Origin of the sequence: Micrococcus sp. M4NT (assembly GCF_033790745.1) — a bacterium.
In the GTDB taxonomy this organism is placed as follows: Bacteria; Actinomycetota; Actinomycetes; order Actinomycetales; family Micrococcaceae; genus Micrococcus.
Map to the genome: position 1 here is coordinate 136635 of NZ_JAMYEH010000009.1, position 23592 is coordinate 160226.

The following is a 23592-nucleotide window of genomic DNA, read 5'->3' on the forward strand; positions in this document are numbered from 1 at the left end:
GTGAGCGCACTCACACTGCACCGAAGCCCGTGCACCCGGGGCGGCCGTCGCCGTCGCCTCCCGCGCGCCGACCCCCGATGAGGCACCATGTCCCACACCACCGCCGCCGCCGGGCACGCCCCGGATCCCCGCCATCCCGTGCACAACCCGGCGGTGGTCGGCTTCACGGAGGCCGAGCTCAACGAGACGCCGATCCGCCCCAAGTGGAACTCCCTCGGCCCGGGCATCGTGGCCGCCGCGACGGGCGTGGGCGCCGCCGACCTCGTGGCCACCCTGACCGCCGGCTCGCGCTACGGCTACATGCTGCTGTGGGCCGTGGTCCTCGGCGTGATCTTCAAGATCGTGCTCGTGGAGGGCGTGGGCCGCTACTACCTCTCCACCGGCAAGACGATCTTCCAGGGCTGGCGCTCGCTCGGCTCGTGGACGTCTTGGTACTTCGGCCCGTACATCCTCATCTGGGGCTTCGTCTACGGCGCGACGGCGATGTCCTCCACCGCGCTGCCGCTCGCCGCGCTCTACCCGGGCGTGGACAGCAAGGTCTTCGCGATCGGGGCGGGGCTCGTGGGCCTGGGCCTCGTGTGGCTGAACAAGTACCGCCTCATCGAGACGATCATGACCGTGCTGATCGGCATCATGTTCGTCACCGTGCTGCTCTCCGCCGCCCTGACCGCCCCGAACCTCGGCGAGATCCTCTCCGGCCTCGTGCCGCGCCTGCCCGGCAACGACCCGGACGCCATGTTCTACGTGCTCGGCCTGGCCGGCGGCGTGGGCGGCACCATCACCCTCGGCGCGTACGGCTACTGGCTGCGCGAGAAGGGCTGGAACGTCCCCAGGTACATGCGGGTCATGAAGTTCGACAACGCCACCTCCTACATCCTCACCGGCATCTTCGTGATCGCCACGATGATCATGGGCGTCGAGCTGCTGCACTCGGCCGGCCTGGCCATCTCCAAGGGCGACGCGGGCCTGCTCGACGTGGGCAACGTCCTGGCCGAGCGCTACGGCGAGACGTACTCGGTGGTGTTCCTCGTGGGCTTCTTCGCGGCGTCCTTCTCCTCGCTCCTGGGCGTGTGGCACGGCGTGTCGCTGATGTTCGCGGACTTCTGGACCAACTTCCGCCGCCCCGCGGCCGAGATCGACCAGGACGACGCGCCGTCGCTCGCCTCGAAGCCCGGCCGCTTCTTCCTGCTGTGGCTGACCATCCTGCCCATGTCCCTGCTGTTCCTGGACCGCCCGATCTTCCTGATCCTGCTCTACGGCACGCTCGGTGCCCTCTTCATGCCCTTCCTGGCCATCACGCTGCTGTTCCTCAACAACGCGCGTCACGTGCCCCCGCAGTTCCGCAACGGGTGGCTGCGCAACGCGCTGCTCGGCCTGACGGCGCTGGTGTTCGTGGCGATCGGCGTCAACGAGCTGGTCAAGGCGCTGCAGCCGCTGTTCGGCTGACCCGGCGGGCCGGTGCCCGAGAGGGCGACGGCACGGCACACTGGTGCCATGATCGTCGCCTTCTCCGTCGCCCCCTCCGGCCAGCCCGCCGACGCCGCCCACGTCCCCGGTGAGGGGGACACCGCCTCCGTGCACCGCGCCGTCGCGGCCGCCGTCGCCGTGGTGCGGGCCTCCGGGCTGCCGCACCGCACCTCCTCGATGTTCACCGAGGTCGAGGGGGAGTGGGACGAGGTCATGGCCGTGGTGAAGGCCGCGGTCGAGGCGGTCGAGCCGTACGGCTCCCGCGTCTCGCTGGTGCTCAAGGCGGACATCCGCCCGGGCCACGTCGGCGAGCTGGACGGCAAGCTCGAGCGCCTCGAGGCCGCCCTCGCCGAGCAGGGCGGGCCGCGAGCTGCGGCCGCGGGCGACCTCGGGCTCGGCACCGCGGCCTCGGCCCGCGCCACCGCGGACGACGACGGCCGCTGACCCCCGGTTCCGTGGACGAGACGGGCGCTCCCCCCACCGCTCTCGTGGACGAAGCGGGAACCGACGACCCCGAGAGGAGGCCCGCCGTGGCCGCCGTGATCCGCCCCGCCCGCCCCGAGGACGTCGAGGCGCTCCTGCGCGTCAAGGCGCGGTCCTGGCGCGAGGCGTACGGCTCGCTCCTGGCCGCCGAGGTGTTCGACCGCGTGGACGCGCGCGTGCCCGAGGACGTCCCCGCCTGGGCCGCGCTCATCGGATCCGACAAGGACCTGTGGGTCGCCGAGGCCGACGGCGGCCGGCTCGTGGGCGTCGCCCTCGCCGGGCCGTCGCGCATCGAGCGTCCGGCGTGCGGGGAACCGGAGGCCTCGCACGCCTCCGACGCCTCGCACTCCTCCGACGACGGCCCCGCGAGCCCGAGCATGCCTGGACGCGAGCTCATGGTCCTCTACATCCTCGCCGAGACGTACGGCACCGGTGTGGGCGCGCGCCTGATGCGCGCCGCTGCCGGTGACGGCCCGGCCGTCCTGCGCGTCCTGGCGGAGAACCCCCGCGCGATCGCGTTCTACCGCAAGCACGGCTTCGTGGAGGACGGCGCCCCCCAGCCCATGGAGGGCGCGTGGGCCGGGCTGCACGAGCAGCTGATGGTGCGCCGTGGCTAGGCGAGGGCAGGCGCCGCGACGCCGCGGACCCGCCACGGCCGCCGTCGACGCCGGCATCGTCCCGGGCGTCCACGCGATCTCCTCGGGGACGGCCGAGATCGTCGAGGACCCCTTCACGCCGGGTGCGTTCACCCTGCTCGTCAACGGGGTGGAGTCCTCGCCGCTGGACCCCGAGCATCCGGAGCGGATGGGCTTCGAGTACATGCGCTGGGCGGCCGCGGCCGTCGAGGCGCACTGGCCCGATCCCGTCCCGCTGCGCGCCCTGCACCTCGGCGGCGCCGGCTGCGCGCTCGCCCGCTGGGTGGACCACGCCTTCCCCGGCTCGCACCAGACCGCGGTGGAGATCGACGCCGGCCTCGCCGCCCTCGCCCGCGAGCACTTCGGCCTGCCGCGTGCCCCCGCGCTGAAGATCCGCGTGGCCGACGCCGCCGACGTCCTCGCCGAGGCCCACCCGGCCTCCCGCGACCTCCTCATCCGCGACGTCTTCGCCCCGGACCCGGACGACCCCACGGGCGCCCGCCACGTCACGCCGCCGAATCTCACCGGCGCCGCGTCCGCGGAGGCCGCCGCGCGCGTGCTCGCCCCGGGCGGGCTGTACGTGCTCAACGTGGGCGGAGGCCCGGACCTGGCCGCCGTGCGCGCAGAGGTGGCCGCCGTCGTCGGGGCCTTCGACCACCTCGAGGTGATCGCGGACCCGCCCATGCTCAAGGGACGCCGGCGCGGCAACGTGATCGTGGCGGCCTCGGACGCCCCGATCGCCCGCCCCGCCGCGGCCGCCCATGCCGGCGCCGACCCCCGGGACGGCCTCGCCCGGGACCTCCGGATGGACGCCTTCCCGGCGCGCCTCGCCGAGGATCCGCGGGCCTTCACCGCCGGGCTCCCCGCCGGCCGGACCCCGCTCCGGGCGACCCCCGAGGACTAGACTGGGGGCATCGAACCGGCCCCGTCCGGGGGTCGGGGAGCGACTCCAGGAGGTTCGCATGCCCACCGCATCCCAGCACACCGATCCCGGCACGGGTGCCGCCCCGCTCGGCGTCCTGGTGGGCGTGGACGGCTCGGAGCAGTCCGTCTCCGCCGCCCGCTGGGCCCAGCGCGAGGCGTCCCTGCGCGGCGAGCCCCTGACCCTCGTCACGGCCTACACCATGCCCACCTTCTGGGGGTACGGGGCGGAGGCGGGTGCGGCCTACCCCGACGACGACCGCCTGCGCGAGGGCGTCGAAGCCCTCCTGCGGGACGTGGCGGGCCAGCTGGACGCCGACGGCGTGCAGCCCACCCTGCGGGTCGAGGTCGGGGACGCCGCCGGCGTGCTGGTGGACCTCTCGAAGCAGGCGTCCCTGCTCGTCTCGGGCAGCCGCGGCCGCGGAGGCTTCCTCGGTCGCCTGCTGGGCTCCGTGTCCTCGGCGCTGCCGGGCCACGCGCACTGCCCCGTGGCCATCATCCCCGCCGGGGTGGAGGCCTCCCGCGCCGCGGCGGGGGTGCCCGTCGTCGTGGGCGTGGACGGCTCCGAGCAGGGCCGCGCCGCCGCCCTCGTGGCTGCCGAGGAGGCCCGCCTGCGCGGCGCGCCCCTGAACCTCGTGGTCGCCGTGCCGCCCGTGAGCGCCAACGCGGCGTGGCTCGCCGTGAGCCTGGACGAGGAGGCACGGGCCAAGGACATGCAGGAGCTCGTGGACGCCGGCGCCCGCTGGCTCTCCTCCGAGTACCCGGGCCTCGAGGTCACGGGCGAGCTCGTGGACGGCAGCCCCGTGGACGTCATGGTGGAGCAGACCGGCACGGCGCGCCTGACGGTGCTCGGCACGCGCGGTCTCGGCGGGTTCGCCGGCTCCCTCCTCGGCTCCACGAGCCAGGGCGTGGCCCACCACGCGCGCGGACCGGTCATGGTGGTCCCGTTCCGGGAGGACGTCCGGCTGAGCCGCCGCGCGGACCACGGCCCGGTGCGGGAGCAGCCGCAGGCCTGAGCCGCCGGTCCCCGCTCAGCCCCAGCCGAGCTCGTGGAGCCGCTCCTCGCTGATCCCGAAGAAGTGCCCCACCTCGTGGAGGACCGTCACGGTGATCTGCTCCTCGAGCTCGGCGCGGTCCCGGCAGTGCCGCATGAGGGGGCCGCGGAACACCACGATCCGGTCCGGCATCTGCCACGGCACCTCAGCCCGCTCCCCGAGGGGCACGCCCTCGTAGAGGCCGAAGAGCTCGGTGTCCGGGTCCTCCCAGTGCTGGGGCTCGTACTCCTCCTCCACCACCACGACGACGTTGGTCAGCAGGCGCGCCAGCTCGTCCGGGACACGGGTGAGCGCGGCGGACACGGCGGCGTCGAACTCGTCCTCGGACATCCAGTCAGCGGCGGGGTGATCGGTCACGGCGGGGCCTCCTGTCGCTGGCGGCGGGGACGGTTCGCGCGGTCGGCGCCCCGACCCGCGGCCGGTCCGCCTCCCGCGGCCGGGGGATTTGGCGGGGGGTGTGGGGCCACTTTAGACTTCGCTGAGGCCCTCGCGGGAATCCCGACGTCGGACCTGCCCCTATCGTCTAGAGGCCTAGGACACCGCCCTTTCACGGCGGCGACACGGGTTCGAATCCCGTTGGGGGTACGCACGGCCGGCCGCGGGGAGCATCTGGAGCCCCGGGAACGTCGGGTTTGCACATCGGGACGAGGCTCTGCTAGAGTTCCATCTCGTTGCAAAGCACCACGCAGCACCAGTAAGGCCCTGTAGCGCAGTTGGTTAGCGCGCCGCCCTGTCACGGCGGAGGTCGCGAGTTCAAGTCTCGTCAGGGTCGCTCGGATCATCCGAACACCGGTATTCGGAGCAACGGAGTCCGGTGGACGCATGGTCCAGGTGGCTTATGTCACCGGGCTCTGTAGCTCAGTTGGTAGAGCGTACGACTGAAAATCGTAAGGTCACCGGATCGACGCCGGTCGGAGCCACCAGATCATCGAGTAGGCCCCCGCAGATGCGGGGGCCTTCGTCGTCCCCCATGGAAGGACGCCCCGCATGCCTGACACCTCCGCCGAACCCTCCCGCTCCCGTCCGCAGGGCCCTGCGGGGGAGCAGACCGCCCTGATCGTGGTGGACATGCAGAACAGCTACTTCGAGTTCCCCGAGCTGGCTGCGGAGCAGGAGACGGTCCTGGCGGCCGTCAACGAGCTGCTCGCCGCGGCGCGCGACGGCGGACGGCCCGTGGTCCTGGTGCGCACGGAGCACGCGCGGGACCGCTCCACCTGGACGCTCAACATGCTCGAGGACGACCAGGGCTTCGCCTTCCCCTGCACCGAGCAGGCGCGCCTCCTCACCGACCTGCAGACCGAGGGGTGCGACACCCTCGAGATCGTGAAGACCCGGGACTCCGCCTTCCACGGCACCTCGCTGGCGGAGGACCTGCGACAGCGCGGAGTGGGCCGCGTGCTGCTCTGCGGGATCTCCACCCACAGCTGCGTGGCCCAGACGGCCATCAACGCGTTCGCCCACCAGTTCCACGCCGCCGTCGCCGTGGACGCCGTGGCCTCCGAGGATCCCGACCTCTCCACCGCGCTGCTGCGCTTCCTCGAGAAGGAGATGCGCCAGCCGATGCTGGACCAGTCCGCCGCCGTGGCGGCGCTGCGCGGGGACGGGCCGACGTCGGCCGCCTCAGACGACGCCGCGTCCCACTGACCCGTCCCGCCGATCCAGGCCGCCGGCCGAGCCCACGCGGCCGTCCCGGCCTCTGGACGTGATAAGGCCCCCGCCGTGGCGGGGGCCTTCATCGTCTCCGGGCACGGCCCGGAGTGTCCATGGATCCGACGGTCAGATCTAGTCGCCGTCCACCACGTGCATGGCCTCCGACTCCGCGGCGCGCAGCGCGTCGACGGCCCGGCCGTCGCCGGCCCAGTCCTGCGGGTCGTCGGAGCTGCCGGGCGCCGGCTGGCCGTCGCGGCCGTCCAGGGGCTCGGGGTCGCCGGCGGCCTGGGGGTCGGCCAGCAGGTCGGCCTCCAGCTCGATCTCGTTCGGCTCGGTGCTCATGGAGTTTCTCCTGTCGTCGAGGGTGAGGGATGCGGAAGGCACCAGCTCAGGCGCTGATGATGACCTTGAGGGCCTTCTGCTGCGCGGCGTTCTTGAAGGTCTCGTACGCCTCGTCCCACTGGTCGAAGGTGAAGCGGTGGGTGACGAACTCCTCCGGGTGGATCGAGCCGTCCTGGATGCGGCCGAGCAGCTCGGGCGCGGTGGTGGCGTTCACCAGGCCCGTGGTGATGGTGATGTTGTTGATCCACTCGCGGTCGAGGGCGAACTCCACCGGCTTGCCGTGCACGCCCAGGTTGGCCACGTGGCCGCCGGGGCGGATCGCGTCCACGCACATCTGGAAGGTGGCGGGGATGCCCACCGCCTCCATCGCGACGTCGACGCCGAGGCCGTCCGCCGTCAGCTCGTTGATCCTCCCCAGGGTCTCCTCGCCCGGGGTGAAGACGTGGGTGGCGCCGAAGCGGCGCGCGGCCTCGAGGCGGAACTCGTTGCCGTCGACGGCGATGATCGTCGAGGCGCCCTTCGCGGCCGCCGTCATGATGGCGGACAGGCCGACGGGGCCGGCGCCCACCACGAGCACGGTGTCGCCCTCGGGCAGCGGGATGAGGCCGTTGTCCGCGAACGGGACGCGGACCAGCTCGGCCTGCGTGCCGTCGATCAGGTGGCCGAAGACCCAGCCGATGCCGCCCATGGCCTGGCAGTGGGAGGTCAGGCCCTCGCGGCAGTACGAGCAGTCCATGCACGTGGAGACGCAGGAGATGATGACGCGGTCGCCGACCTTGACGTCCTTCACCTCCGCGCCCGCCTCGGTCACGACGCCGACGCCCCCGTGGCCGAGGATGCGTCCGTCGGGTCGATGATCGTGGCGTCCGGGACCTCTTCCCACACGCGCTTGCCGGGACCGTGGTAGACGATGGCCTTCATGGGCTGACCTCCTGTGAGGGGATCCCCGGTCCCGGTGCGGAGCCGGATCGAGGGGGCCCGGGTGCTCCGGGACTCCCTCCCCTCCAGCGTAGGGTCGGCGCCCGCTCGAGCCCAGGGGCGAGGCCCGCCGTCGTGTGTGCGCCGTCACGAGCTGCCGTGAGAGCGGACACGATCCTCCGTCCCTCTCCGCGCCCAGCCGCCGGCTCCCCCGTAGGGTGGACGGCATGATCGACGACACTCCGCCCGCGACCAGGGGCACGCCGCCGGGCGTGTCCGCCCCCACCGCCCCCCGATCCGACGACCCCGTTCCCACCACCGCCGCCGACGCCTCCACCAGCGCGGGGCGCGCCCTCGTGCCGGGTGTCTTCTGGCCCACCGCTGTCATCGTCCTGGGATTCGTGCTCGCCACGCTGTTCTTCCCGGACCAGATGACCACCGCCATCTCGGCCGTCCAGGGCGCCATCATCTCGAACTTCTCGTGGTGGTACGCCGCCGTCGCGCTGTTCTTCGTCCTCTTCTGCGTCTACCTCGCGTTCTCCCGCAAGGGCGCCATCACGATGGGCAAGCCGGACGAGAAGCCCGAGTTCTCCACCCTGTCCTGGTTCTCCCTGCTCTTCGCCGCCGGCATGGGCATCGGCCTCGTGTTCTACGGCATGACCGAGCCGCTCATGCACTTCGTCTCGCCGCGTCCGGACATCGCGGCGACCAACCCCACCCAGGGCCAGGCCTCGCAGAACGCCCTGGCGACCACGTTCCTGCACTGGGGCCTGCAGCCCTGGGCGATCTACGCCGTCGTGGGCGTGGCCGTGGGCCTTGCCATCCACCGCCGCGGCCGTCCCCTCTCCCTGCGCTGGGCCTTCGAGTCGATCCTCGGCGAGAAGCGCACCCGCGGCGGATGGGGCCACCTCATCGACACCCTGGCCCTCGTGGGCACCGTGTTCGGCGTCGCCACCTCGCTCGGCCTCGGTGTGACCCAGATGGCCGCCGGGCTGCGTGCCCTCGGGTTCGTCCCTGAGGACAGTGCGTGGCTCGAGTACGTGATGATCGCCCTCGTGACCTGCGTCGTCCTCTACACGGTGGTCTCGGGAGTGGAGCGCGGCATGAAGTGGCTCTCCAACTTCAACCTCATCCTCGCCGCGGGCCTGCTCCTCTTCCTGCTGATCGTGGGACCCACCTCCTTCCTCTTCAAGGAGATGGTGCAGTCCACCGGCGCGTACCTGCAGAACTACTTCGCCAACTCCCTCAACGTCTCCGCGTTCTTCGGCGCGGAGGGCGATGCGTGGCAGGCCGGCTGGACGGCCTACTACTGGGGCTGGTGGATGTCCTGGACCCCCTTCGTCGGCATCTTCATCGCCCGCATCTCCCGCGGGCGCACCGTGCGTGAGTTCATCGCCGGCGTGATGCTCGTGCCCACCCTGATCTCGATCCTGTGGTTCGGCATCCTCGGCGGCACCGCCATCTACATGGAGACCGTCCGCCCCGCGGGCTACGAGTCCGTGGTCGGAGCGGACGGCTCGATCGATGCGAACACCGCCCTGTTCCAGGTCGTGGAGCAGCTGCCGGCCGGCAGCGTCATGATGGTCGGCTTCATCCTCCTCTCGGCCGTGTTCTTCGTGACCTCCTCGGACTCCGGCTCGCTCGTGATGGGCATGCTCGCCACGGGCGGCGACGTGAACCCCAAGGTGATGATCCGGATCTTCTTCGCGATCGCCACCGCGTTCATGGCGGCCGCGCTGCTCATGGCCGGCGGCCTGAGCGCCATCCAGACGCTCGCCATCACGATCGGCCTGCCGTTCAGCATCATGATGCTCGTGATGTGCCTGTCCACGTTCCGCATCCTCAGCTACTCCGTGGCCCGCGTGGAGGCCGTGCGCCGCGCGGCCATGCTGGCCTCCATCAAGGACCGTCTCGGCCTCGAGACGGACGATCCGGACGTCGTCGACGGCGGCCCCGTGGCCGCCTCGCAGTGGTGGGCCTCGCTGAGCCGCGACCGCCAGCACAGGATCGCGCAGGTGGCCTCGCCGGGTGCGGACCACGAGATCCGACTCGCCGACGGCACGCCGGCCGGCAGCACGCCGGTGGCGCCGTCGCGGGGACCCTCGGCGGACGCCCCCGGCGGCTCGACCGCCGCGGGCTGACCCCGCGGCAGACCCGACCCCGCACGCAGACGAGCCCTGCGTCGTCGCCCTCATCCGGAAGGAATGAGGACGACGGCGCAGGGCTCGCCTGTGTCTGTGCCGCTCCGCGCGGCGGTCAGTCGTGCTGGCGGACCACCGGCAGGGTGCCCGTGCGGTCGTGCACGGCGGCGGACGTGCGGACGCCGGTGAGGAACCATGCGGCGGTGAGGCACGCGACCCACACGAGGCCGATCAGCAGGGCCTGGCGGGACTCCGGGACGGTGGCCATGGTGATGACCACCGTGGCCACGAAGGCCAGGCCGAGCCATGTGCCGAGGGCGCCGAGCGGCATCGGGTACACCGAGGGGGCCGCGCCCTGCTCCTTCACGCGGGCCTGCATGGCGCGGTGCGAGAGGAAGATCATGGCCCACGTGAAGACCACGGCGAAGGAGGCGACGCCGGCCACGAGGACGAACGCGTCCGGGTTCACGGTGATGAGGATCGCGCCCAGCACCATGACCCCGAGCATCACCACGATGCTCAGCCACGGCACGCCGCCGCGGTTGACGCGGGTGAAGGCCCGCGGCGCCTGGCCGTCGTGCGCCATCGCGTAGAGCAGGCGGCCCGCGCCGTAGATGCACGCGTTGATGGCGGAGATCGCGGCGGTCAGGACCACGAAGTTCAGCAGATGCGGGGCGAACGGCACGCCGAGCCCCTCGAAGATCTGCACGAACGGGCTGGTCTTGCCGTCCACGGCGGTCCACGGCATGAGGGACATGATGACCACCATGGTCAGCACGTAGAAGAGCAGGATGCGGACGGGCACGGCGTTGATGGCCTTCGGCAGCACCTTCTCCGGGTTCTTCGCCTCGCCCGCGGCCACGCCGAGGGTCTCGATGCCGCCGAAGGAGAAGGTCACGATCGTCAGCGCCAGCAGGACGCCGCCGAAGCCCATCGGCAGGAAGCCGCCGTGGTCCACGAGGTTGTTCAGGCCCGCCGGGGTGCCGTCCGTGAAGGAGGCGCCCGTGAACATGAGGATGAGGCCGCCGAAGATCATCGCCACGATGGCGCCGACCTTGATGAGCGTCAGCCAGAACTCGGTCTCGCCGAAGCTGCCGACGTGGGTGAGGTTGACCAGTCCGATCACGAGGATGGTGGCCGCGACCCACGCCCAGCCGGGCACGTCCGGGAACCAGAACGCCATGTACGTGGTGATGGCGGCGGTGTCCGCCACGATCACGACGGCCAGCTCGAACACGAAGGTCCAGCCGGTCACGTAGCCCGCGAAGGGGCCGAGGTAGCGGGAGGCGTACGCCGCGAACGAGCCGGAGACCGGCTCCCGCAGCGTCATCTCGCCGAGAGCGCGCATCACGAGGTACACGGCGGAGCCCGCGATGAGGAAGGCCAGGATGACGCCGGGGCCCGCGGTCTGGATGCCGCCGGCCGAGCCGTAGAACAGCCCGGTGCCGATCGCGGTGCCGAGGGCGATGAACATGATGTGGCGCTGGCTCAGCCCGCGGTGCAGCTGGCTCTCACCGCCGCCGGCCGGGGCGGCGCCTGCGGCATGCGCGCCGGAGGGGGTTGCGTTCACGAGAAGGGTCTCCGCTCAGGGTGTGAATGAGATGACATGCCATGGTGACTCACTCCACAGTGGAGTGGCAAATGTCTGCCACTCCCCGGCAACCCTCGGATCTGCGCTGGTCAGGCCTGCAGCAGCCAGGCCGCCGAGTTGGGGGCCAGGCGGCCGTCGGCGAGTGCGTCCGGGTCCTCGAGGGAGGACAGGGCCTTCGCGTGGCCGGCGGGCAGGTCCAGGGGCTCGGCGCCGAGGTTGGCGATCACGAGCACGGTCCGGGCCGGGATCGGCTCGCCCGAGCCGAGGTGGTGGCCCCCGCCGTTGGTCACGGTGAACGCGAGCACGCCGCGCTCCGGGTCGTGGTGCTCGGACCACGCGAACGTGCCGGTGCCCAGGTCCAGCTCGCCGCGGATCTCCAGCAGCCGGCGGTACAGCTCGAACACGGACCCCTCGACGCCGACCTGGCGGTCCGCGGCCAGCGCCCGGAAGGACTCCGGCTGGGGCAGCCAGGGGGAGACGGGCGCGGTGGACGCGCCGTCGTCGTCGGCGGTGGCCGAGAAGCCGTACGCGGGGGCGTCCGCCTCCCAGGGCAGCGGGATGCGGCAGCCATCCCGGCCGGGCTCCTCCCCGTCCGTGCGGAAGAAGTACGGGTCCTGGCGGTGCTCGGCCGCGAGCGTGGTGTGCTCGGGCAGGCCGAGCTCGTCGCCCTGGTAGATGTACGCCGAGCCGGGCAGGCCCAGCTCGATCAGGGCGGCGGCTCGGGCGCGACGGCGGCCCAGCTCCTCGTCCGGCTGCTCGTCGTCGGCGGTGATCCCGGCGGGGTAGGAGCTCGGATCCGTGAGGCCGTAGCGGGAGGCGTGCCGCACGGTGTCGTGGTTGGAGAGCACCCACGTGTTGGGCGCCCCCACCCGCTCGGCCGCCGTGAAGGAGCGCTCGATCGCGGAGGACAGGGACTGCGCGTCCCAGCCGGCCACGAGGTAGGTGAAGTTGAAGGCCTGGTGCATCTCCCCCGGGCGCACGTAGCGGAACGTGCGGGAGAGCGGGGCCACCCAGGCCTCGGCCACCATCATGGGCTCGTGGTCGTAGGAGTCCAGCACCCGGCGCCACTGCCGGTACACCTCGTGCACGCGGTCCTGGTCGATGAACGGCATGAGGGGCTCGAAGGTGTCCGGGTCGAACGTGGGGTCGTCGTCCTCGCCGGCGTCCACCACCATGCCCATGCGGGTGTGCTCGGAGTCGGGGTAGCCGGGCTTCTTGATGAGCCCGTGCGCCACGTCCACGCGGAAGCCGTCCACGCCGCGGTCCAGCCAGAACCGCAGGATGGCCTCGAACTCCTCGCGGACCTCCGGGTTCTCCCAGTTCAGGTCCGGCTGCGTGGTGTCGAAGAGGTGCAGGTACCACTGGCCCGGCGTCCCGTCCGCCTCGGTCACGCGGGACCACGCGCCGCCGCCGAAGGTGGAGAGCCAGTTGCTGGGCGGCAGCTCCCCGTGCTCGCCGCGGCCCTCGGCGAAGTGGTAGCGGGCGCGCTCGGGGGAGCCGGGCAAGGTCGCCAGCGCCGCCTGGAACCACGCGTGCTCGGAGGAGGTGTGATTGGGCACGAGGTCCACGATCACGCGGATCCCCGCCGCGTGGGCGGCGTCGATCATCGCATCCGCGTCCTCGAGCGTGCCGAACCGCGGGTCGACGGCGCGGTAGTCCGCCACGTCGTAGCCGGCGTCGTGCTGCGGGGAGAGGTAGAAGGGCGAGAGCCAGATCGCGTCCACGCCCAGGGTCTGCAGGTAGTCCATGCGCGCGGTGACGCCGGGCAGGTCGCCCATGCCGTCGCCGTTGCCGTCCGCGAAGCTGCGCGGGTACACCTGGTAGATCACGGCGTCCACCCACCACGGCGTGGTCGGGCGGTTGCGGGCTTCCGACGGCGGGGTGGTCAGGCGGGTGGCGGGGGATGGCGTGGTCATGGGCTCCAGCCTAGAGCCGGCGGCGGTCGGCGGGTCGGTCTCAGCCCCTCGAGACCTCCGGCAGGCGCAGGCCCGCGACGACGCCCGCGGCCCCGAGCGCGGCGAGGAGGAGGAGCGCCCACGTCGCGCTCGCGGCGGCCAGGGCGGCGCTGATGGCGCCCACCACCAGCAGGATCACGCCCATCGCGGTGTTGGACACCGCCGTGTAGACGGTGCGCGTGTCCCCGGAGGCCATGTCCATGAGGTACGTCTTGCGGCCGACGCGCACGCCCGTGTGCGCGAGCGTGAGCAGGAAGTAGGCGCTCACCAGCAGCACGCCGCCCGCCCCGCTCCCGCCCCGGAACGCCGGCAGGGCCGCCAGCACCACGACGACGACGATCACCGCCGACGCGATCGCCGCCGTCACCGCCATGAGCAGCCGGCTGGAGCGGTCCGCGAACCGGCCGAAGAGGCGGCCGCCGACCAGCGAGGCCACCCCCGAGGCGATCACGAAGCCGCCGAGGCCGGCGAGCGCGTCCGTGCCGGCGTCGAGGGCCAGCATCACGATGAACGGCGGGCTCAGCGAGGAGACCAGCAGCAGGGAGCGCACGGTGACGAAGTGGCGGAAGTCCCGGTCCTCGCGCAGCAGGGCCCAGGAGCGGCGGGCGAGGGGTCCGTCATCCCCGTCGTCGTCGGCCTCCTTGCCACCCTCCTCGGGGTCCCCGGCGGGCTCGCGCAGGGTCAGGGAGACCCCGGCGACCGCGACCCACAGCGCCGCCCCGACCGTCAGGAGCCCCGCGAGGGCCCCGGCGTCGAGGGAGCCTCCGCCGAGCCCGCGGAGGCCCAGCCCGAGGGTGATCGCCGCCAGCCCGGACGCCGTCGTCGCCAGCCCGGTGATCTGCCCGCGCTCGCCCGGGGGCACCACGCGGCCCTGCACGTCCTTGGAGGAGATCGAGCACAGGCAGCGCCCCAGGGAGAAGACGGCCAGGGCCGCCAGGATCAGCACGCCGGCCGCCAGACCCGTCCCGAGTGCGGCGGTGGCGGCCATTGCGGCGACGGATCCCGCCTGCACGAGCGCGCCGAGGGCGAAGACGCGCTTGCGTCGCCGCGCGCGCAGCACGAGCGGGGTGAGGAACGCCTGCGGGAGCATGGAGAGGGACTCGCGGATCGGCTTGAGCAGGCCTGTGAGCGCGGGCGGGACGCCGAGCGCCGCGAACAGCCACGGCAGGACGGTGGAGGCGTTGACGATCTGGTCGCCCGAGGACTGCAGGGTGTTCGCGCCCACGAGGCGCAGGCCGTTGGCCGGGACGTCGCGGCGGACCTGCTCCGGGAGCCTCGCCTCGGCCTCGGGGCTGCGGGTGACCAGGCACGAGTAGATCCTCTCCGTGGTGCTCACTGCGTCCACGCTAGCGGCCACAATGGGCGGATGAAGCACTTCGACGACCCCGTCCTGCAGGCCATGGCCTCGCGCCGGTCCGTCTCCAAGGTGGGCCCGCAGACCCCGTCCGACGAGGAGGTCGCCCGCCTGCTGGCCGCCGTCACCCCGGTGGCGGACCACAAGGCGCTGCGGCCCTGGCGCCTGATCCTGCTGCGCGGGGAGGACCGGCGCGTGCTCGCCGACGCCCTCGACGCCGCCGCGGGCGTCACCCGCGCGACGGGCGAGGTGAACCCCAAGCCGTTCCGGGCGGAGCTGCTGATCGCCGTCGTCGCGAGCCGGACGGAGCACCCGGCGGTGCCGCCGTGGGAGCAGGACGCCACGGCCGCGGGCGCCGCGCACCTGCTCGAGCTCGCGCTGTGGCAGGCCGGGTGGGGCGTGATGTGGCGCTCCGGTCCGCACACGAACGCCGGAGAGGTGCGCGCGGCGCACGGCCTGGGCGAGGGCGAGCTGCTCCTGGGCTGGCTGTACGTGGGGGACGTCGACCCGGCCTTCGCGGCGAAGCTCGCCTCCTCGCACCGCCCGCCGCTGGACCCCGCGCCGTTCCTCTCCCGCATGCCGCGGGGCTGAGCTGCCCGCCGCGACACCCACGCCCGCCCCCCTCACGCCGTCGAGGTGTCACGAATTGTTGGTATCCGGCCCGGATACCAACAATTCATGACACCTCGTTCCAGGGCCCTGAGTGCTCAGTTCGCCCGGGCCAGCATCCCGACGGCCGCCCAACGCCGGTTGAGCCGCTCCTGGGCCACGCCGCCGGTCGCGGCGTCGCCCTCCTCGAGCGCGTCGAGCAGCGTCCAGAGGTCGTACACGGAGTCGTCCGGCCAGACGTGCGACGTGAGCGCTCCGTAGTCCAGCTCGAGCACGGAGTCCGGGTGGAAGGAGCCCAGCCACTCGCCCATCACCGTCAGCTCGCCGAGGAGCTCGGACTCCGGGGCGTGCCGGGCGAGCACCGCGGCCGCGTGCGCGCAGCGCTCCCGGGCGACCGTCACGCGCGCCCGCCGGCAGGCCACCGTCTCCCCGTTCACGAGCCGCTGCACGGGCTCCTCCGGGTCGAACGCCGCGAGCCAGCCGTGCGGCACGCCCCACGTGGCGGTGCGCGTCTGCACGCGGTGGTGGCCGCCCTCGCCGTGCGGCTCGTCCGGGTCCGGGGAGAGCCCCCACTCGTCCTCGAGCTGCACGAGCGCGCGGCCGCGGTTCATGGCGCGGGCCGCCGTCGGGATCGCGGCCTCGAACGCGGACGGCGTCATGGCGCCCTCGAGCAGGGCGGCCGCCATCTCGGCGCGCAGTCCGAGCTCGTCCGGGCAGTAGAACGCGGAGCCGTGGGAGTCCGTCACCACGCGCACGAGCTCGTCCTCGCCGGGCTCGGGGAACGGGTCCGCGGCGCGGCGCACCAGGCGCTGCCGCGCCCGCTCGTCCGCCTCGGCCTCGACCTCGACGCGGGAGCGGTGCGTCCCGGCGATCAGCCGCGCCTGCACCGCGTCCGGGTACGCGGTGAGCGGCTGGAAGACGCGCAGGTGCGCGGTGCCACGGTGCGGCATGCCGGCGGCTCAGCCCAGCTCGACGACGACGGGCGCGTGGTCCGAGGCACCCTTGCCCTTGCGCTCCTCACGGTCGATGAAGGCGTCCGTGACCGTCTCGGCGAGCGCGGGGGAGCACAGCTGGAAGTCGATGCGCATGCCCTTCTTCTTGGGGAAGGCCAGGCCCGTGTAGTCCCAGTAGGTGTACACCCCGGGGCCGGGGTGGCGCGGACGCACCACGTCCTGGAGGCCGGCCTCCTCGAACGCGTGGAACGCGGCGCGCTCGGGCGGGGAGACGTGCGTGTAGCCCTCATCCACGAACAGGTCGATGTCCCACACGTCCTCGTCCTGCGGGGCGATGTTCCAGTCGCCGGTGAGGGCCAGGCGCGTCTGGGGGTCCGCGGCGAGGCGCTCGGCGGCGTGCTCGCGCAGCACCCGCAGCCACTCCAGCTTGTAGGGCATGTGCTCGTCCTGCAGGCCGCGCCCGTTGGGCACGTAGAGGCTCCACAGGCGGACGGGTGCGACGCCGTCGCGCGCCTCGGTGCCCACCGTCGCGCCGATCGCGCGGGACTCCTCGGCCGGGTCCTTGCCCCCCTTGCCGAAGTGCGGCTGGCCGGGGAAGCCGCGCTGCACGTCCGTGAGGCCCACGCGGGAGGCGATGGCCACGCCGTTCCACTGCGAGATCCCGTTGTGGGCCACCTCGTAGCCGGCACGCTCGAAGAGCTCCCACGGGAAGTTCTCGTCCTTGCACTTGGTCTCCTGGATCGCCAGGACGTCGATGTCCTGGCGCTCGAGGAAGGCCTCGACGCGGTCGGCGCGGGCACGGAGGGAGTTGACGTTCCAGGTCGCGATCTTCACCCGGCCAGCCTAACGAAGGGGTCAGCGCCACCAGTCGTCGTGGATGGTCACCGGCGTCGTCCGCTTGTGGCGGGAGCGCAGCCAGATGCCCTCGAGCCGCTCGGCGACCTCCTCGGGGATCTCCCGTCCCTCGAGGTAGTCGTCGATGTGCTCGTAGCTCGTGCCCAGCTCGGTCTCGTCCGTCTGGCCCGGTTTGCCGTCCAGCAGGTCCGCGGTGGGGACCTTGTCCCACAGGTGCTCGGGGGCGCCCATCTCCTTCGCGAGGGCCCGCACCTGGCGCTTGTCGAGGCCGAACAGCGGCAGGATGTCCGCACCGCCGTCGCCGAACTTGGTGAAGAAGCCCGTGGTGGACTCCGCGCCCTGGTCCGTGCCGATCACCAGCTGCCCGTGCGCGCCGGCCACGGCGTACTGCGCGGTCATGCGCAGGCGGGCCTTCACGTTGCCCTTGTCGAAGTCGGAGATCTCCTCGCCGACGCCCGCGGCGAAGGCCGCCGCGAGGCCGTCGGTGGCGTCGCCGATGTTGATCGTCACCTCGCGGTCGGCGTCCACGAAGTCCAGGGCGGCCTGGGCGTCGGCCTCGTCGTGCTGCACCTTGTGGGGCAGGCGCACGCCGGTGAACTGGGGCGCCTCGCGGGTCGGGGCCCCGAGGGCGGGCTGCGCGCGGCCCTCCACGACGGCGTCCGCGACGCCCAGCTGCGCGCGGCGGCGCTCCACCGCGAGCTGGGCCAGTCGGCCGGCGGCCGTGGAGTCCACGCCGCCGGAGATGCCCAGCACGTAGCCGGACGCGCCGGTGGCCTCGAGGTAGTCCACGAGGAACTGCACGCGGGCCTCGACCTCGGCGGCCGGGTCGATCTCGGGCTTCACGCCCATCTCGTCGATGATCTGCTGCTGGAGTTCACGCATGCGGGACACCCTACGGCGGCGTCCCCGGGTGCGTCCCGGCCCTGGCGTCCCCGGGGAGGCCTCGGCTCAGGCCTCCGGGTGGCCGAGGTTGCGGGCCACCTGCCGCAGCGTGCGCAGGGTGACGTCGTAGTGCTCGGCGGGCAGGCCCTCCGTCGCGCGCTCGCGCAGGGCGGTCACGGCGGCCGCCACCCGGTCGCCCGCGGACCGGCCGGTCTGGGTGAGGGAGTACAGCTCGCCCTCGTACACCACCCATCCGGACTCCACGAGCTCCTCGAGCTGGCCGGCGACGGCGGCGCGCTGCTCCTCCTCGAACCCACCCGTGAGCTCGGCGCTGGTCCGCGGTGCGGTGGAGAGGACGTTGAGGACCTGCCACTGCGCGCGGGTGAGCCCGTGCTCCTCGAGGGACTGGGCCACCTGGGCCGCGATCAGGGCCTCCGTCACCGTGAGCCAGTGGGAGAGGGGGAGGCCGGAGGGGTGCTGGTGGGTCGTGTCGTTCGCCTGGTCCGTCATGGCCCCGAGCGTAGCCAGCGGGGCGCGGGAGCGGCAGGGGGCGGCGCCCCCTGCCGCGGCCGGGCACAGTTCTGCCAGGCAACCACGGGGGCTGCCTGGCAGAACTGTGCCCGGCCGGGGCCGGTCGGCCGAGATGGGCGCGATCGGCCCCGATTAGGCTGGGCGCATGACCGATGCGCAGACCCAGACCGCCGACCCCACCCCCGAGCAGGATCGCGAGCGACTCAAGGAGCTCATCACCGAGCTCGCCGTGGTGCACGGCCGGGTGACGCTCTCCTCCGGCAAGGAGGCGGACTACTACGTGGACCTGCGCCGCGTCACGCTGCACCACGAGGCGGCCCCGCTGATCGGCCGCGTGATGCTGCGCCTGCTCGAGGACGCCGGGATCGAGTACGAGACGATGGGCGGCCTCACCATGGGCGCCGACCCCGTGGCCACCGCGATGATGCACGCCGCCGGGGCCCAGGGCCGCGCGCTCGACGCGTTCGTGGTCCGCAAGGCGCAGAAGTCCTACGGCATGGGCCGCCAGGTCGAGGGCCCGGGCGTGGACGGGCGCCGCGTCGTCGTGCTGGAGGACACCTCCACCACCGGCGGCTCCGCGCTCACCGCGGTGGAGGGCGTGCGCCGCGCCGGCGGTGACGTGCAGGCCGTGGCCGTGATCGTGGACCGCGCCACCGGTGCCGCCGAGCGCGTGGCCGAGGAAGCCAGGGTCCCCTACCTGTACGCCTTCGGCAAGGACGAGCTCGGCCTCCACTGACCCCGTCACTTTCGTGAGGGAAATCGTCGCCTCCATCCCAGCAGGTTGGCCTGGAGGCGACGATTTCCCTAGCGAAACGGGGGGTCAGAGCCAGTCGTTGCGCTTGAACAGCACGTAGAGCGTGACCGCCACCGCCAGCATGAGCGCGAGGGCGAAGGGGTAGCCCCAGAACCAGTGCAGCTCCGGCATGTGGTCGAAGTTCATGCCGTAGATGGACCCGATGAGCTGCGGGGCGAAGATGATGGCCGCCCACGAGGAGATCTTCTTCGTCTGCTCGTTCTGCGCGATCGACTGCTCCGCCAGCCGTTTGCTCGCGAGGGTCGAGTCCAGGGCGAGCGCGTTCTCCAGGACGGTGCGCAGGGACGCGGCCTTGTCGTTGAGGTGGACCACGTGGTCGTGCACGTCGCGCAGGCGGCGCAGGGTCTCCACGGCCGCGTCGTCGTCCACGTGGGCGGCGTGGGAGCCGTCCAGCTTCGCGCCCGTGGCGCTCTCCACGGACCGCTGCATCTGCTGCACCATGGCGGGCAGCTCCTTGATGGCGCGTTGCACGTGGATCACCTGGCGCGAGAGCTTGTAGATGCGCCGTGACACGCCCCTGTTCCGGCGGAAGAGCTGGTCCTCGATCTGGTCCACGTCCGTCTCGAGGCCGTCCATCACCGGGAAGTAGTCGTCCACCACGCGGTCCAGGATCTCGAAGGAGACCTGCCAGGGCCCGAGGGCCAGCCGGTCCGGGTGCTCCTCCAGGGCCGCGCGGATGCCCGCCAGGTCGGGCTCGTCCGAGTGGCGGACGGTCACCACGAAGTTCTCCCCGGTGAAGACCGAGAGCTCGCCGATGACCACGAGCTCCTTCTGGTCGTCGTAGCGCGCGGGGTGCAGGACCATGAACCAGCCGTCCCCGTAGTGGTCGAGCTTCGCCCGCTCGCCGCCGTTGACGGCGTCCTCGACCGCCAGCTCATGGAGGTGCAGCTCGGTCGCCACCTCCTGCAGCTCGGCCTCGCTCGGCCGGTAGAGCCCGAGCCACGCCATGCCCCCCTCCCGCTCGCAGGACTCCCAGGTGTCGTCGAGGCTGGTCGGCGTGTGGACGCGCTTGCCGTCCACGTAGACGGCGTTGTCGATGGTGGTCACCGGGACATTCTGCCCCGGCGCGCGGGGCGCGGCGGCGTACGGTGGAGCCATGAGCAAGCAGCAGAGCCGTCCCGTCGTCCGCGACGGCAAGACCCTCCTCCCCGCCGACGCCGTCACCACCGCCCCGATCGCCGCCCTCGGGCTGGTCGGCGGCTACCTGACCGCCCGCGAGACCGGCATCCGACCGCTCGGCGGCGTGGTGCTCGCCGCGGCCGGCGGCTACGCGGGCCGCACCTGGCTGGCTAAGGGCGGCCCCGGCGTCGCCGGCGCCCTCTCCGCGCTGTACCTCGGCGGCTTCGGCGCCTCCCACCCGCTCGCGAAGAGGATCGGCGCGTGGCCCGCGGTGCTCTCCGTGGCCGGAGCGTCCGCGCTCGGCTCGTGGGCCCTCGTGGACCGCAAGGCCGGCCGCCGCTGAGCGCGCCCCGGCAGCATGACGACGGCGGCGCTCGCCCCGGCGCGCCCGTCTCCTCGGGTGCGCCGGTCTCCTCCGCCGTTCCCGGGGACGGGGGCCGGGACGGAGAGGGACCGGATGCCGAGCGCGCCGTGGGCGTGCCCCCGTGGGAGGGGCCGTGGCCCGACGACGCGCGCCTCGACCCGGAGCTGCTGGCCGGCGGCGACCGCCGCAACGTCCTGGACCGCTACCGGTACTGGCGGCTCGAGGCGATCGTGGCCGAGCTGGATGCCCGGCGGCATCCGTTCCACGTGGCCATCGAGAACTGGCAGCACGACCTGAACATCGGCACGGTGGTGCGCACCGCGAACGCGTTCAACGCCGCGGGCGTGCACGTCATCGGCCGGCGCCGCTGGAACCGGCGCGGGGCCATGGTGACGGACCGGTACCTCCACGTGCACCACCACGCGTCCGTGGAGGAGTTCACGGGGTGGGCCGCGGGTCAGGGGCTGCCCGTGATCGGGGTGGACCTCTTCCCGGAGTCCGTGCCGCTCGAGACGTTCGACTTCCCGCGATCGTGCGTGCTCGTGTTCGGCCAGGAGGGCCCCGGGCTCTCGGAGGAGGTGCGGGCGGCGAGCGAGGCGGTCCTCTCGATCGCCCAGTACGGCTCCACCCGCTCGATCAACGCGGGCGTGGCCGCCGGCATCGCGATGCACGGCTGGATCCGCCAGCACGGGGGCCCGGCGCCGTCGTCGTGATGGGGGTCGCGTCCCGTCACGTGCACGACGGCGGGGCGAATGGCTCCCGTCTCGTGCACGACGGCGGGGTGCGTGGAGTCAGCCGGCGAAGGGGCGGACCGGCAGCCCGCTCACGCCCGGGCGCACCGCGAACACTGCACCGGCCAGCGGGTCCTCGCCCGGCTCCATGTTCTCCCACGACGTGGTGATGTAGAGGGTGCCCAGGTCCTCGCCGCCGAAGGTGCACGCCGTGGTCTTCTGCACGGGCACCTCCACCACCTCGTCGAGCCTCCCCTCGGGCGTGTAGCGGTGGATCTGCCCGTGGCTGATCACGGCCACCCAGATCCCGCCCTCGGCGTCCACGGTGAGACCGTCCGGCTTGCCCTCGCCGTCCAGCACGTCCGTGAGCACGCGGCGGTTCGTCAGGCCCTCCTCGCGGGAGTAGTCGAAGACGGTCACCTGCCGGGTGGGCGTGTCGTCGTAGTAGGCGAGCGAGCCGTCCGGGCTCCACTCCAGGCCGTTCGACGTCGTCGCGCCGGTGAGCACCGCGTCCACGTCGCCCGCGCCGCCCTCGGGGCCGGGGGAGAGTCGGTAGAGGGTCGCGGCACCGGGGGTCTTGGCGTAGGCCATGGTGCCGCAGTGGAAGCGGCCGTCCGGATCGCAGCCGCCCTCGTTCATGCGGATCCCGTCGGCCTCGGGCCACAGCTCGGGCAGCGTGGTCAGCTCCCCGTCCGGAGACATGAGGGCGAAGCCCCGCTCCACGCCGATCACGGCGCCGCCCCCGACGCGCGGGCGCAGGGCCGCGGCGACGTCGCCCACGTGGGTGCGCTCCACGCCGCCGTCCGCGCGCAGGGACAGCACGTCCCCCGCGAGCATGTCCACCCAGCGCAGCCCACCGCCGGCGGCCCGGCCCTCGGAGGCGGTGCCCCAGCTCTCGGCCCACACGGGGCCCTCGCCGTGGTAGCAGAGGGGATCGGTGACCTGTTCGGCGCGCATGGCGGCTCCTTCGTGGCGGCGGGGTGACGGGTGGTCCGCCGCCGACGCTACCGGGGCGCAGGGCATCGTCGTCCAGCCCTGACCGCGCCTGCACCCGCCCCGTTACGATGACGAGCAGAACGATCCGCCGCCCCGCGACATGAGGAGCTTGAGAAGCATGCCCATCGCCTCCCCGGACAAGTACGCCGAGATGATCGACGCCGCCAAGAACGGCCCCTTCGCCTACCCGGCCATCAACGTCACCAGCTCCCAGACCCTCAACGCCGCCATCCGCGGCTTCGCCGAGGCCGAGTCGGACGGCATCATCCAGGTCTCCACCGGCGGCGCCGCCTACTTCTCCGGCTCCTCCGTGAAGGACATGGTCACCGGCTCGCTCGCCATGGCCGCGTTCGCCCGCGAGGTCGCCAAGAAGTACAGCGTGAACATCGCGCTGCACACGGACCACTGCCCCAAGGACAAGCTGGACGGCTTCGTCCGCCCGCTCCTGGACGCCTCCGAGGCCGAGGTCAAGGCCGGCCGGGACCCGCTCTTCAACTCCCACATGTGGGACGGCTCCGCCGAGACCCTCGAGGAGAACCTGCGCATCGCGAAGGAGCTCCTGGCCCGCACCCGCGCCAACCGTCAGATCCTCGAGGTCGAGATCGGCGTCGTGGGCGGCGAGGAGGACGGCGTGGCCCATGAGATCAACGACAAGCTCTACACCACCATCGAGGACGGCATCGCGACGGTGGAGGCCCTCGGCACCGGGGAGGGCGGCCGCTACCTCACCGCGCTGACCTTCGGCAACGTGCACGGCGTGTACAAGCCGGGCGGCGTGAAGCTGCGCCCGGAGATCCTCGAGGAGATCCAGACCGCGGTGGGCGAGAAGTTCGGGAAGCAGCGCCCGTTCGACCTCGTGTTCCACGGCGGCTCCGGCTCCTCCGAGCAGGAGATCGCGGACGCCGTCTCCTTCGGCGTGGTGAAGATGAACGTGGACACGGACACCCAGTACGCGTTCACCCGCCCCGTGGTGGGCCACATGCTCGAGAACTACGCCGGCGTGCTCAAGGTGGACGGCGAGGTGGGCGACAAGAAGATGTACGACCCCCGCGTGTGGGGCGCCAAGGCCGAGACCGCCATGGCCGAGCGCAGCAGCGCGAGCAGGCACTTGCCTGAGGCCTCGTCGAAGGAGAACTCGTCGGCCACGGCGGCGGGCTCGGGCCCGCACCAGTCGAGGCGCACGCCGTCGAGGTTGTGCTGGTAGCTCACGGTTACCACCGGCATGC

Annotated in this window: 24 protein-coding genes and 3 tRNA genes; 15 read left to right on the forward strand and 12 right to left on the reverse strand. The window is 72.7% G+C overall.

What is annotated here, in order from left to right:
- Positions 1–87 precede the first annotated feature (87 nt).
- The 5 genes from NJC10_RS08015 (at position 88) to NJC10_RS08035 (ending at position 4522) form a co-directional block, all read left to right on the forward strand.
- Positions 88–1446, forward strand: coding sequence for an Nramp family divalent metal transporter (locus tag NJC10_RS08015; protein ID WP_319075772.1), 1359 nt, complete (start codon positions 88–90; stop codon positions 1444–1446).
- Between the two features lie 48 nt (positions 1447–1494).
- Positions 1495–1911: an MTH1187 family thiamine-binding protein gene (locus NJC10_RS08020; protein WP_248117883.1), complete on the forward strand. Its 417-nt coding sequence runs from the start codon at positions 1495–1497 to the stop codon at positions 1909–1911.
- An 86-nt stretch (positions 1912–1997) separates the two neighbouring features.
- The gene (locus NJC10_RS08025; RefSeq protein WP_319075773.1) at positions 1998–2567 is read left to right on the forward strand and encodes a GNAT family N-acetyltransferase; all 570 of its coding nucleotides are present in this window, start codon (positions 1998–2000) and stop codon (positions 2565–2567) included.
- The gene (locus tag NJC10_RS08030) at positions 2560–3489 is read left to right on the forward strand and encodes a spermidine synthase (protein ID WP_319075774.1); all 930 of its coding nucleotides are present in this window, start codon (positions 2560–2562) and stop codon (positions 3487–3489) included. The genes NJC10_RS08025 and NJC10_RS08030 overlap by 8 nt, the downstream gene beginning before the upstream one ends.
- A 58-nt stretch (positions 3490–3547) precedes the next feature.
- A complete protein-coding gene (locus NJC10_RS08035) occupies positions 3548–4522 on the forward strand; it encodes a universal stress protein (protein ID WP_298710584.1) in 975 nt (324 codons plus the stop codon).
- A 15-nt stretch (positions 4523–4537) separates the two neighbouring features.
- Here the strand turns inward: NJC10_RS08035 and NJC10_RS08040 are convergent, their stop codons facing one another.
- On the reverse strand, positions 4538–4891 hold the full coding sequence (locus tag NJC10_RS08040; protein ID WP_282442780.1) for a metallopeptidase family protein: 354 nt from the start codon (positions 4889–4891) through the stop codon (positions 4538–4540).
- A 182-nt stretch (positions 4892–5073) separates the two neighbouring features.
- On the opposite strand from NJC10_RS08040, the gene NJC10_RS08045 reads away from it, so the two are divergent.
- The 4 genes from NJC10_RS08045 to NJC10_RS08060 all read left to right on the forward strand — a co-directional run bounded on the left by NJC10_RS08045 (position 5074) and on the right by NJC10_RS08060 (position 6205).
- Positions 5074–5146: transfer RNA gene (locus tag NJC10_RS08045), tRNA-Glu, on the forward strand.
- 113 nt (positions 5147–5259) lie between these two features.
- Positions 5260–5333, forward strand: a tRNA-Asp gene (locus NJC10_RS08050).
- Positions 5334–5408: 75 nt separating this feature from the next.
- Positions 5409–5484 (forward strand) — tRNA-Phe (locus tag NJC10_RS08055).
- 64 nt (positions 5485–5548) lie between these two features.
- Positions 5549–6205, forward strand: a complete 657-nt coding sequence (locus NJC10_RS08060; RefSeq protein WP_319075777.1) for an isochorismatase family cysteine hydrolase — start codon at positions 5549–5551, stop codon at positions 6203–6205.
- 138 nt (positions 6206–6343) lie between these two features.
- Here the strand turns inward: NJC10_RS08060 and NJC10_RS08065 are convergent, their stop codons facing one another.
- Positions 6344–6553, reverse strand: a complete 210-nt coding sequence (locus tag NJC10_RS08065) for a hypothetical protein (RefSeq protein ID WP_319075780.1) — start codon at positions 6551–6553, stop codon at positions 6344–6346.
- A gap of 46 nt (positions 6554–6599) precedes the next feature.
- Complete coding sequence (locus NJC10_RS08070) at positions 6600–7364, reverse strand: zinc-binding dehydrogenase (RefSeq protein WP_319075782.1); 765 nt, start codon at positions 7362–7364, stop codon at positions 6600–6602.
- A 334-nt stretch (positions 7365–7698) separates the two neighbouring features.
- Here NJC10_RS08070 and NJC10_RS08075 point away from each other — a divergent pair, with 334 nt between their 5' ends.
- Positions 7699–9612: a BCCT family transporter gene (locus NJC10_RS08075; RefSeq protein WP_319075784.1), complete on the forward strand. Its 1914-nt coding sequence runs from the start codon at positions 7699–7701 to the stop codon at positions 9610–9612.
- 115 nt (positions 9613–9727) lie between these two features.
- Here NJC10_RS08075 and NJC10_RS08080 read toward each other — a convergent pair whose 3' ends face one another.
- From NJC10_RS08080 to NJC10_RS08090, 3 genes are all read right to left on the reverse strand, one after another.
- Positions 9728–11182, reverse strand: coding sequence for an amino acid permease (locus NJC10_RS08080; RefSeq protein WP_319075786.1), 1455 nt, complete (start codon positions 11180–11182; stop codon positions 9728–9730).
- Positions 11183–11292: 110 nt separating this feature from the next.
- Complete coding sequence (locus tag NJC10_RS08085; RefSeq protein ID WP_319075788.1) at positions 11293–13119, reverse strand: glycoside hydrolase family 13 protein; 1827 nt, start codon at positions 13117–13119, stop codon at positions 11293–11295.
- Positions 13120–13159: 40 nt separating this feature from the next.
- Positions 13160–14494 carry an MFS transporter gene (locus NJC10_RS08090; protein WP_319075790.1) on the reverse strand — a complete coding sequence of 445 codons (1335 nt, stop codon included), beginning with the start codon at positions 14492–14494 and terminating at the stop codon, positions 13160–13162.
- A gap of 30 nt (positions 14495–14524) precedes the next feature.
- Between NJC10_RS08090 and NJC10_RS08095 the strand changes: the two genes are divergently transcribed.
- On the forward strand, positions 14525–15103 hold the full coding sequence (locus NJC10_RS08095) for a nitroreductase family protein (RefSeq protein WP_319075792.1): 579 nt from the start codon (positions 14525–14527) through the stop codon (positions 15101–15103).
- 116 nt (positions 15104–15219) lie between these two features.
- On the opposite strand, the gene NJC10_RS08100 is transcribed toward NJC10_RS08095, so the two are convergent.
- The 4 genes from NJC10_RS08100 to NJC10_RS08115 form a co-directional block, all read right to left on the reverse strand.
- Positions 15220–16071, reverse strand: coding sequence for a hypothetical protein (locus NJC10_RS08100; protein WP_319075794.1), 852 nt, complete (start codon positions 16069–16071; stop codon positions 15220–15222).
- A gap of 9 nt (positions 16072–16080) precedes the next feature.
- The gene (locus tag NJC10_RS08105) at positions 16081–16908 is read right to left on the reverse strand and encodes an exodeoxyribonuclease III (protein ID WP_298986398.1); all 828 of its coding nucleotides are present in this window, start codon (positions 16906–16908) and stop codon (positions 16081–16083) included.
- A 21-nt stretch (positions 16909–16929) separates the two neighbouring features.
- Positions 16930–17811, reverse strand: coding sequence for an ammonia-dependent NAD(+) synthetase (gene nadE, locus NJC10_RS08110; protein WP_248117910.1), 882 nt, complete (start codon positions 17809–17811; stop codon positions 16930–16932).
- A 66-nt stretch (positions 17812–17877) separates the two neighbouring features.
- Positions 17878–18321, reverse strand: coding sequence for a MarR family winged helix-turn-helix transcriptional regulator (locus tag NJC10_RS08115; protein ID WP_319075795.1), 444 nt, complete (start codon positions 18319–18321; stop codon positions 17878–17880).
- A 166-nt stretch (positions 18322–18487) separates the two neighbouring features.
- Between NJC10_RS08115 and pyrE the strand changes: the two genes are divergently transcribed.
- Positions 18488–19078, forward strand: a complete 591-nt coding sequence (pyrE, locus tag NJC10_RS08120; protein WP_319075796.1) for an orotate phosphoribosyltransferase — start codon at positions 18488–18490, stop codon at positions 19076–19078.
- A gap of 84 nt (positions 19079–19162) precedes the next feature.
- On the opposite strand, the gene NJC10_RS08125 is transcribed toward pyrE, so the two are convergent.
- Positions 19163–20203, reverse strand: coding sequence for a magnesium and cobalt transport protein CorA (locus tag NJC10_RS08125; protein WP_248116406.1), 1041 nt, complete (start codon positions 20201–20203; stop codon positions 19163–19165).
- A gap of 49 nt (positions 20204–20252) precedes the next feature.
- On the opposite strand from NJC10_RS08125, the gene NJC10_RS08130 reads away from it, so the two are divergent.
- Positions 20253–20618, forward strand: a complete 366-nt coding sequence (locus NJC10_RS08130; RefSeq protein WP_319075797.1) for a hypothetical protein — start codon at positions 20253–20255, stop codon at positions 20616–20618.
- Positions 20615–21352 carry a TrmH family RNA methyltransferase gene (locus NJC10_RS08135; protein WP_404466057.1) on the forward strand — a complete coding sequence of 246 codons (738 nt, stop codon included), beginning with the start codon at positions 20615–20617 and terminating at the stop codon, positions 21350–21352. Before NJC10_RS08130 ends, NJC10_RS08135 begins: the two co-directional genes overlap by 4 nt.
- A 78-nt stretch (positions 21353–21430) precedes the next feature.
- On the opposite strand, the gene NJC10_RS08140 is transcribed toward NJC10_RS08135, so the two are convergent.
- Positions 21431–22327, reverse strand: a complete 897-nt coding sequence (locus NJC10_RS08140; RefSeq protein ID WP_319075800.1) for an SMP-30/gluconolactonase/LRE family protein — start codon at positions 22325–22327, stop codon at positions 21431–21433.
- 157 nt (positions 22328–22484) lie between these two features.
- On the opposite strand from NJC10_RS08140, the gene fbaA reads away from it, so the two are divergent.
- Positions 22485–23570, forward strand: a complete 1086-nt coding sequence (gene fbaA, locus NJC10_RS08145; protein WP_319075801.1) for a class II fructose-bisphosphate aldolase — start codon at positions 22485–22487, stop codon at positions 23568–23570.
- Positions 23571–23592: the final 22 nt, after the last annotated feature.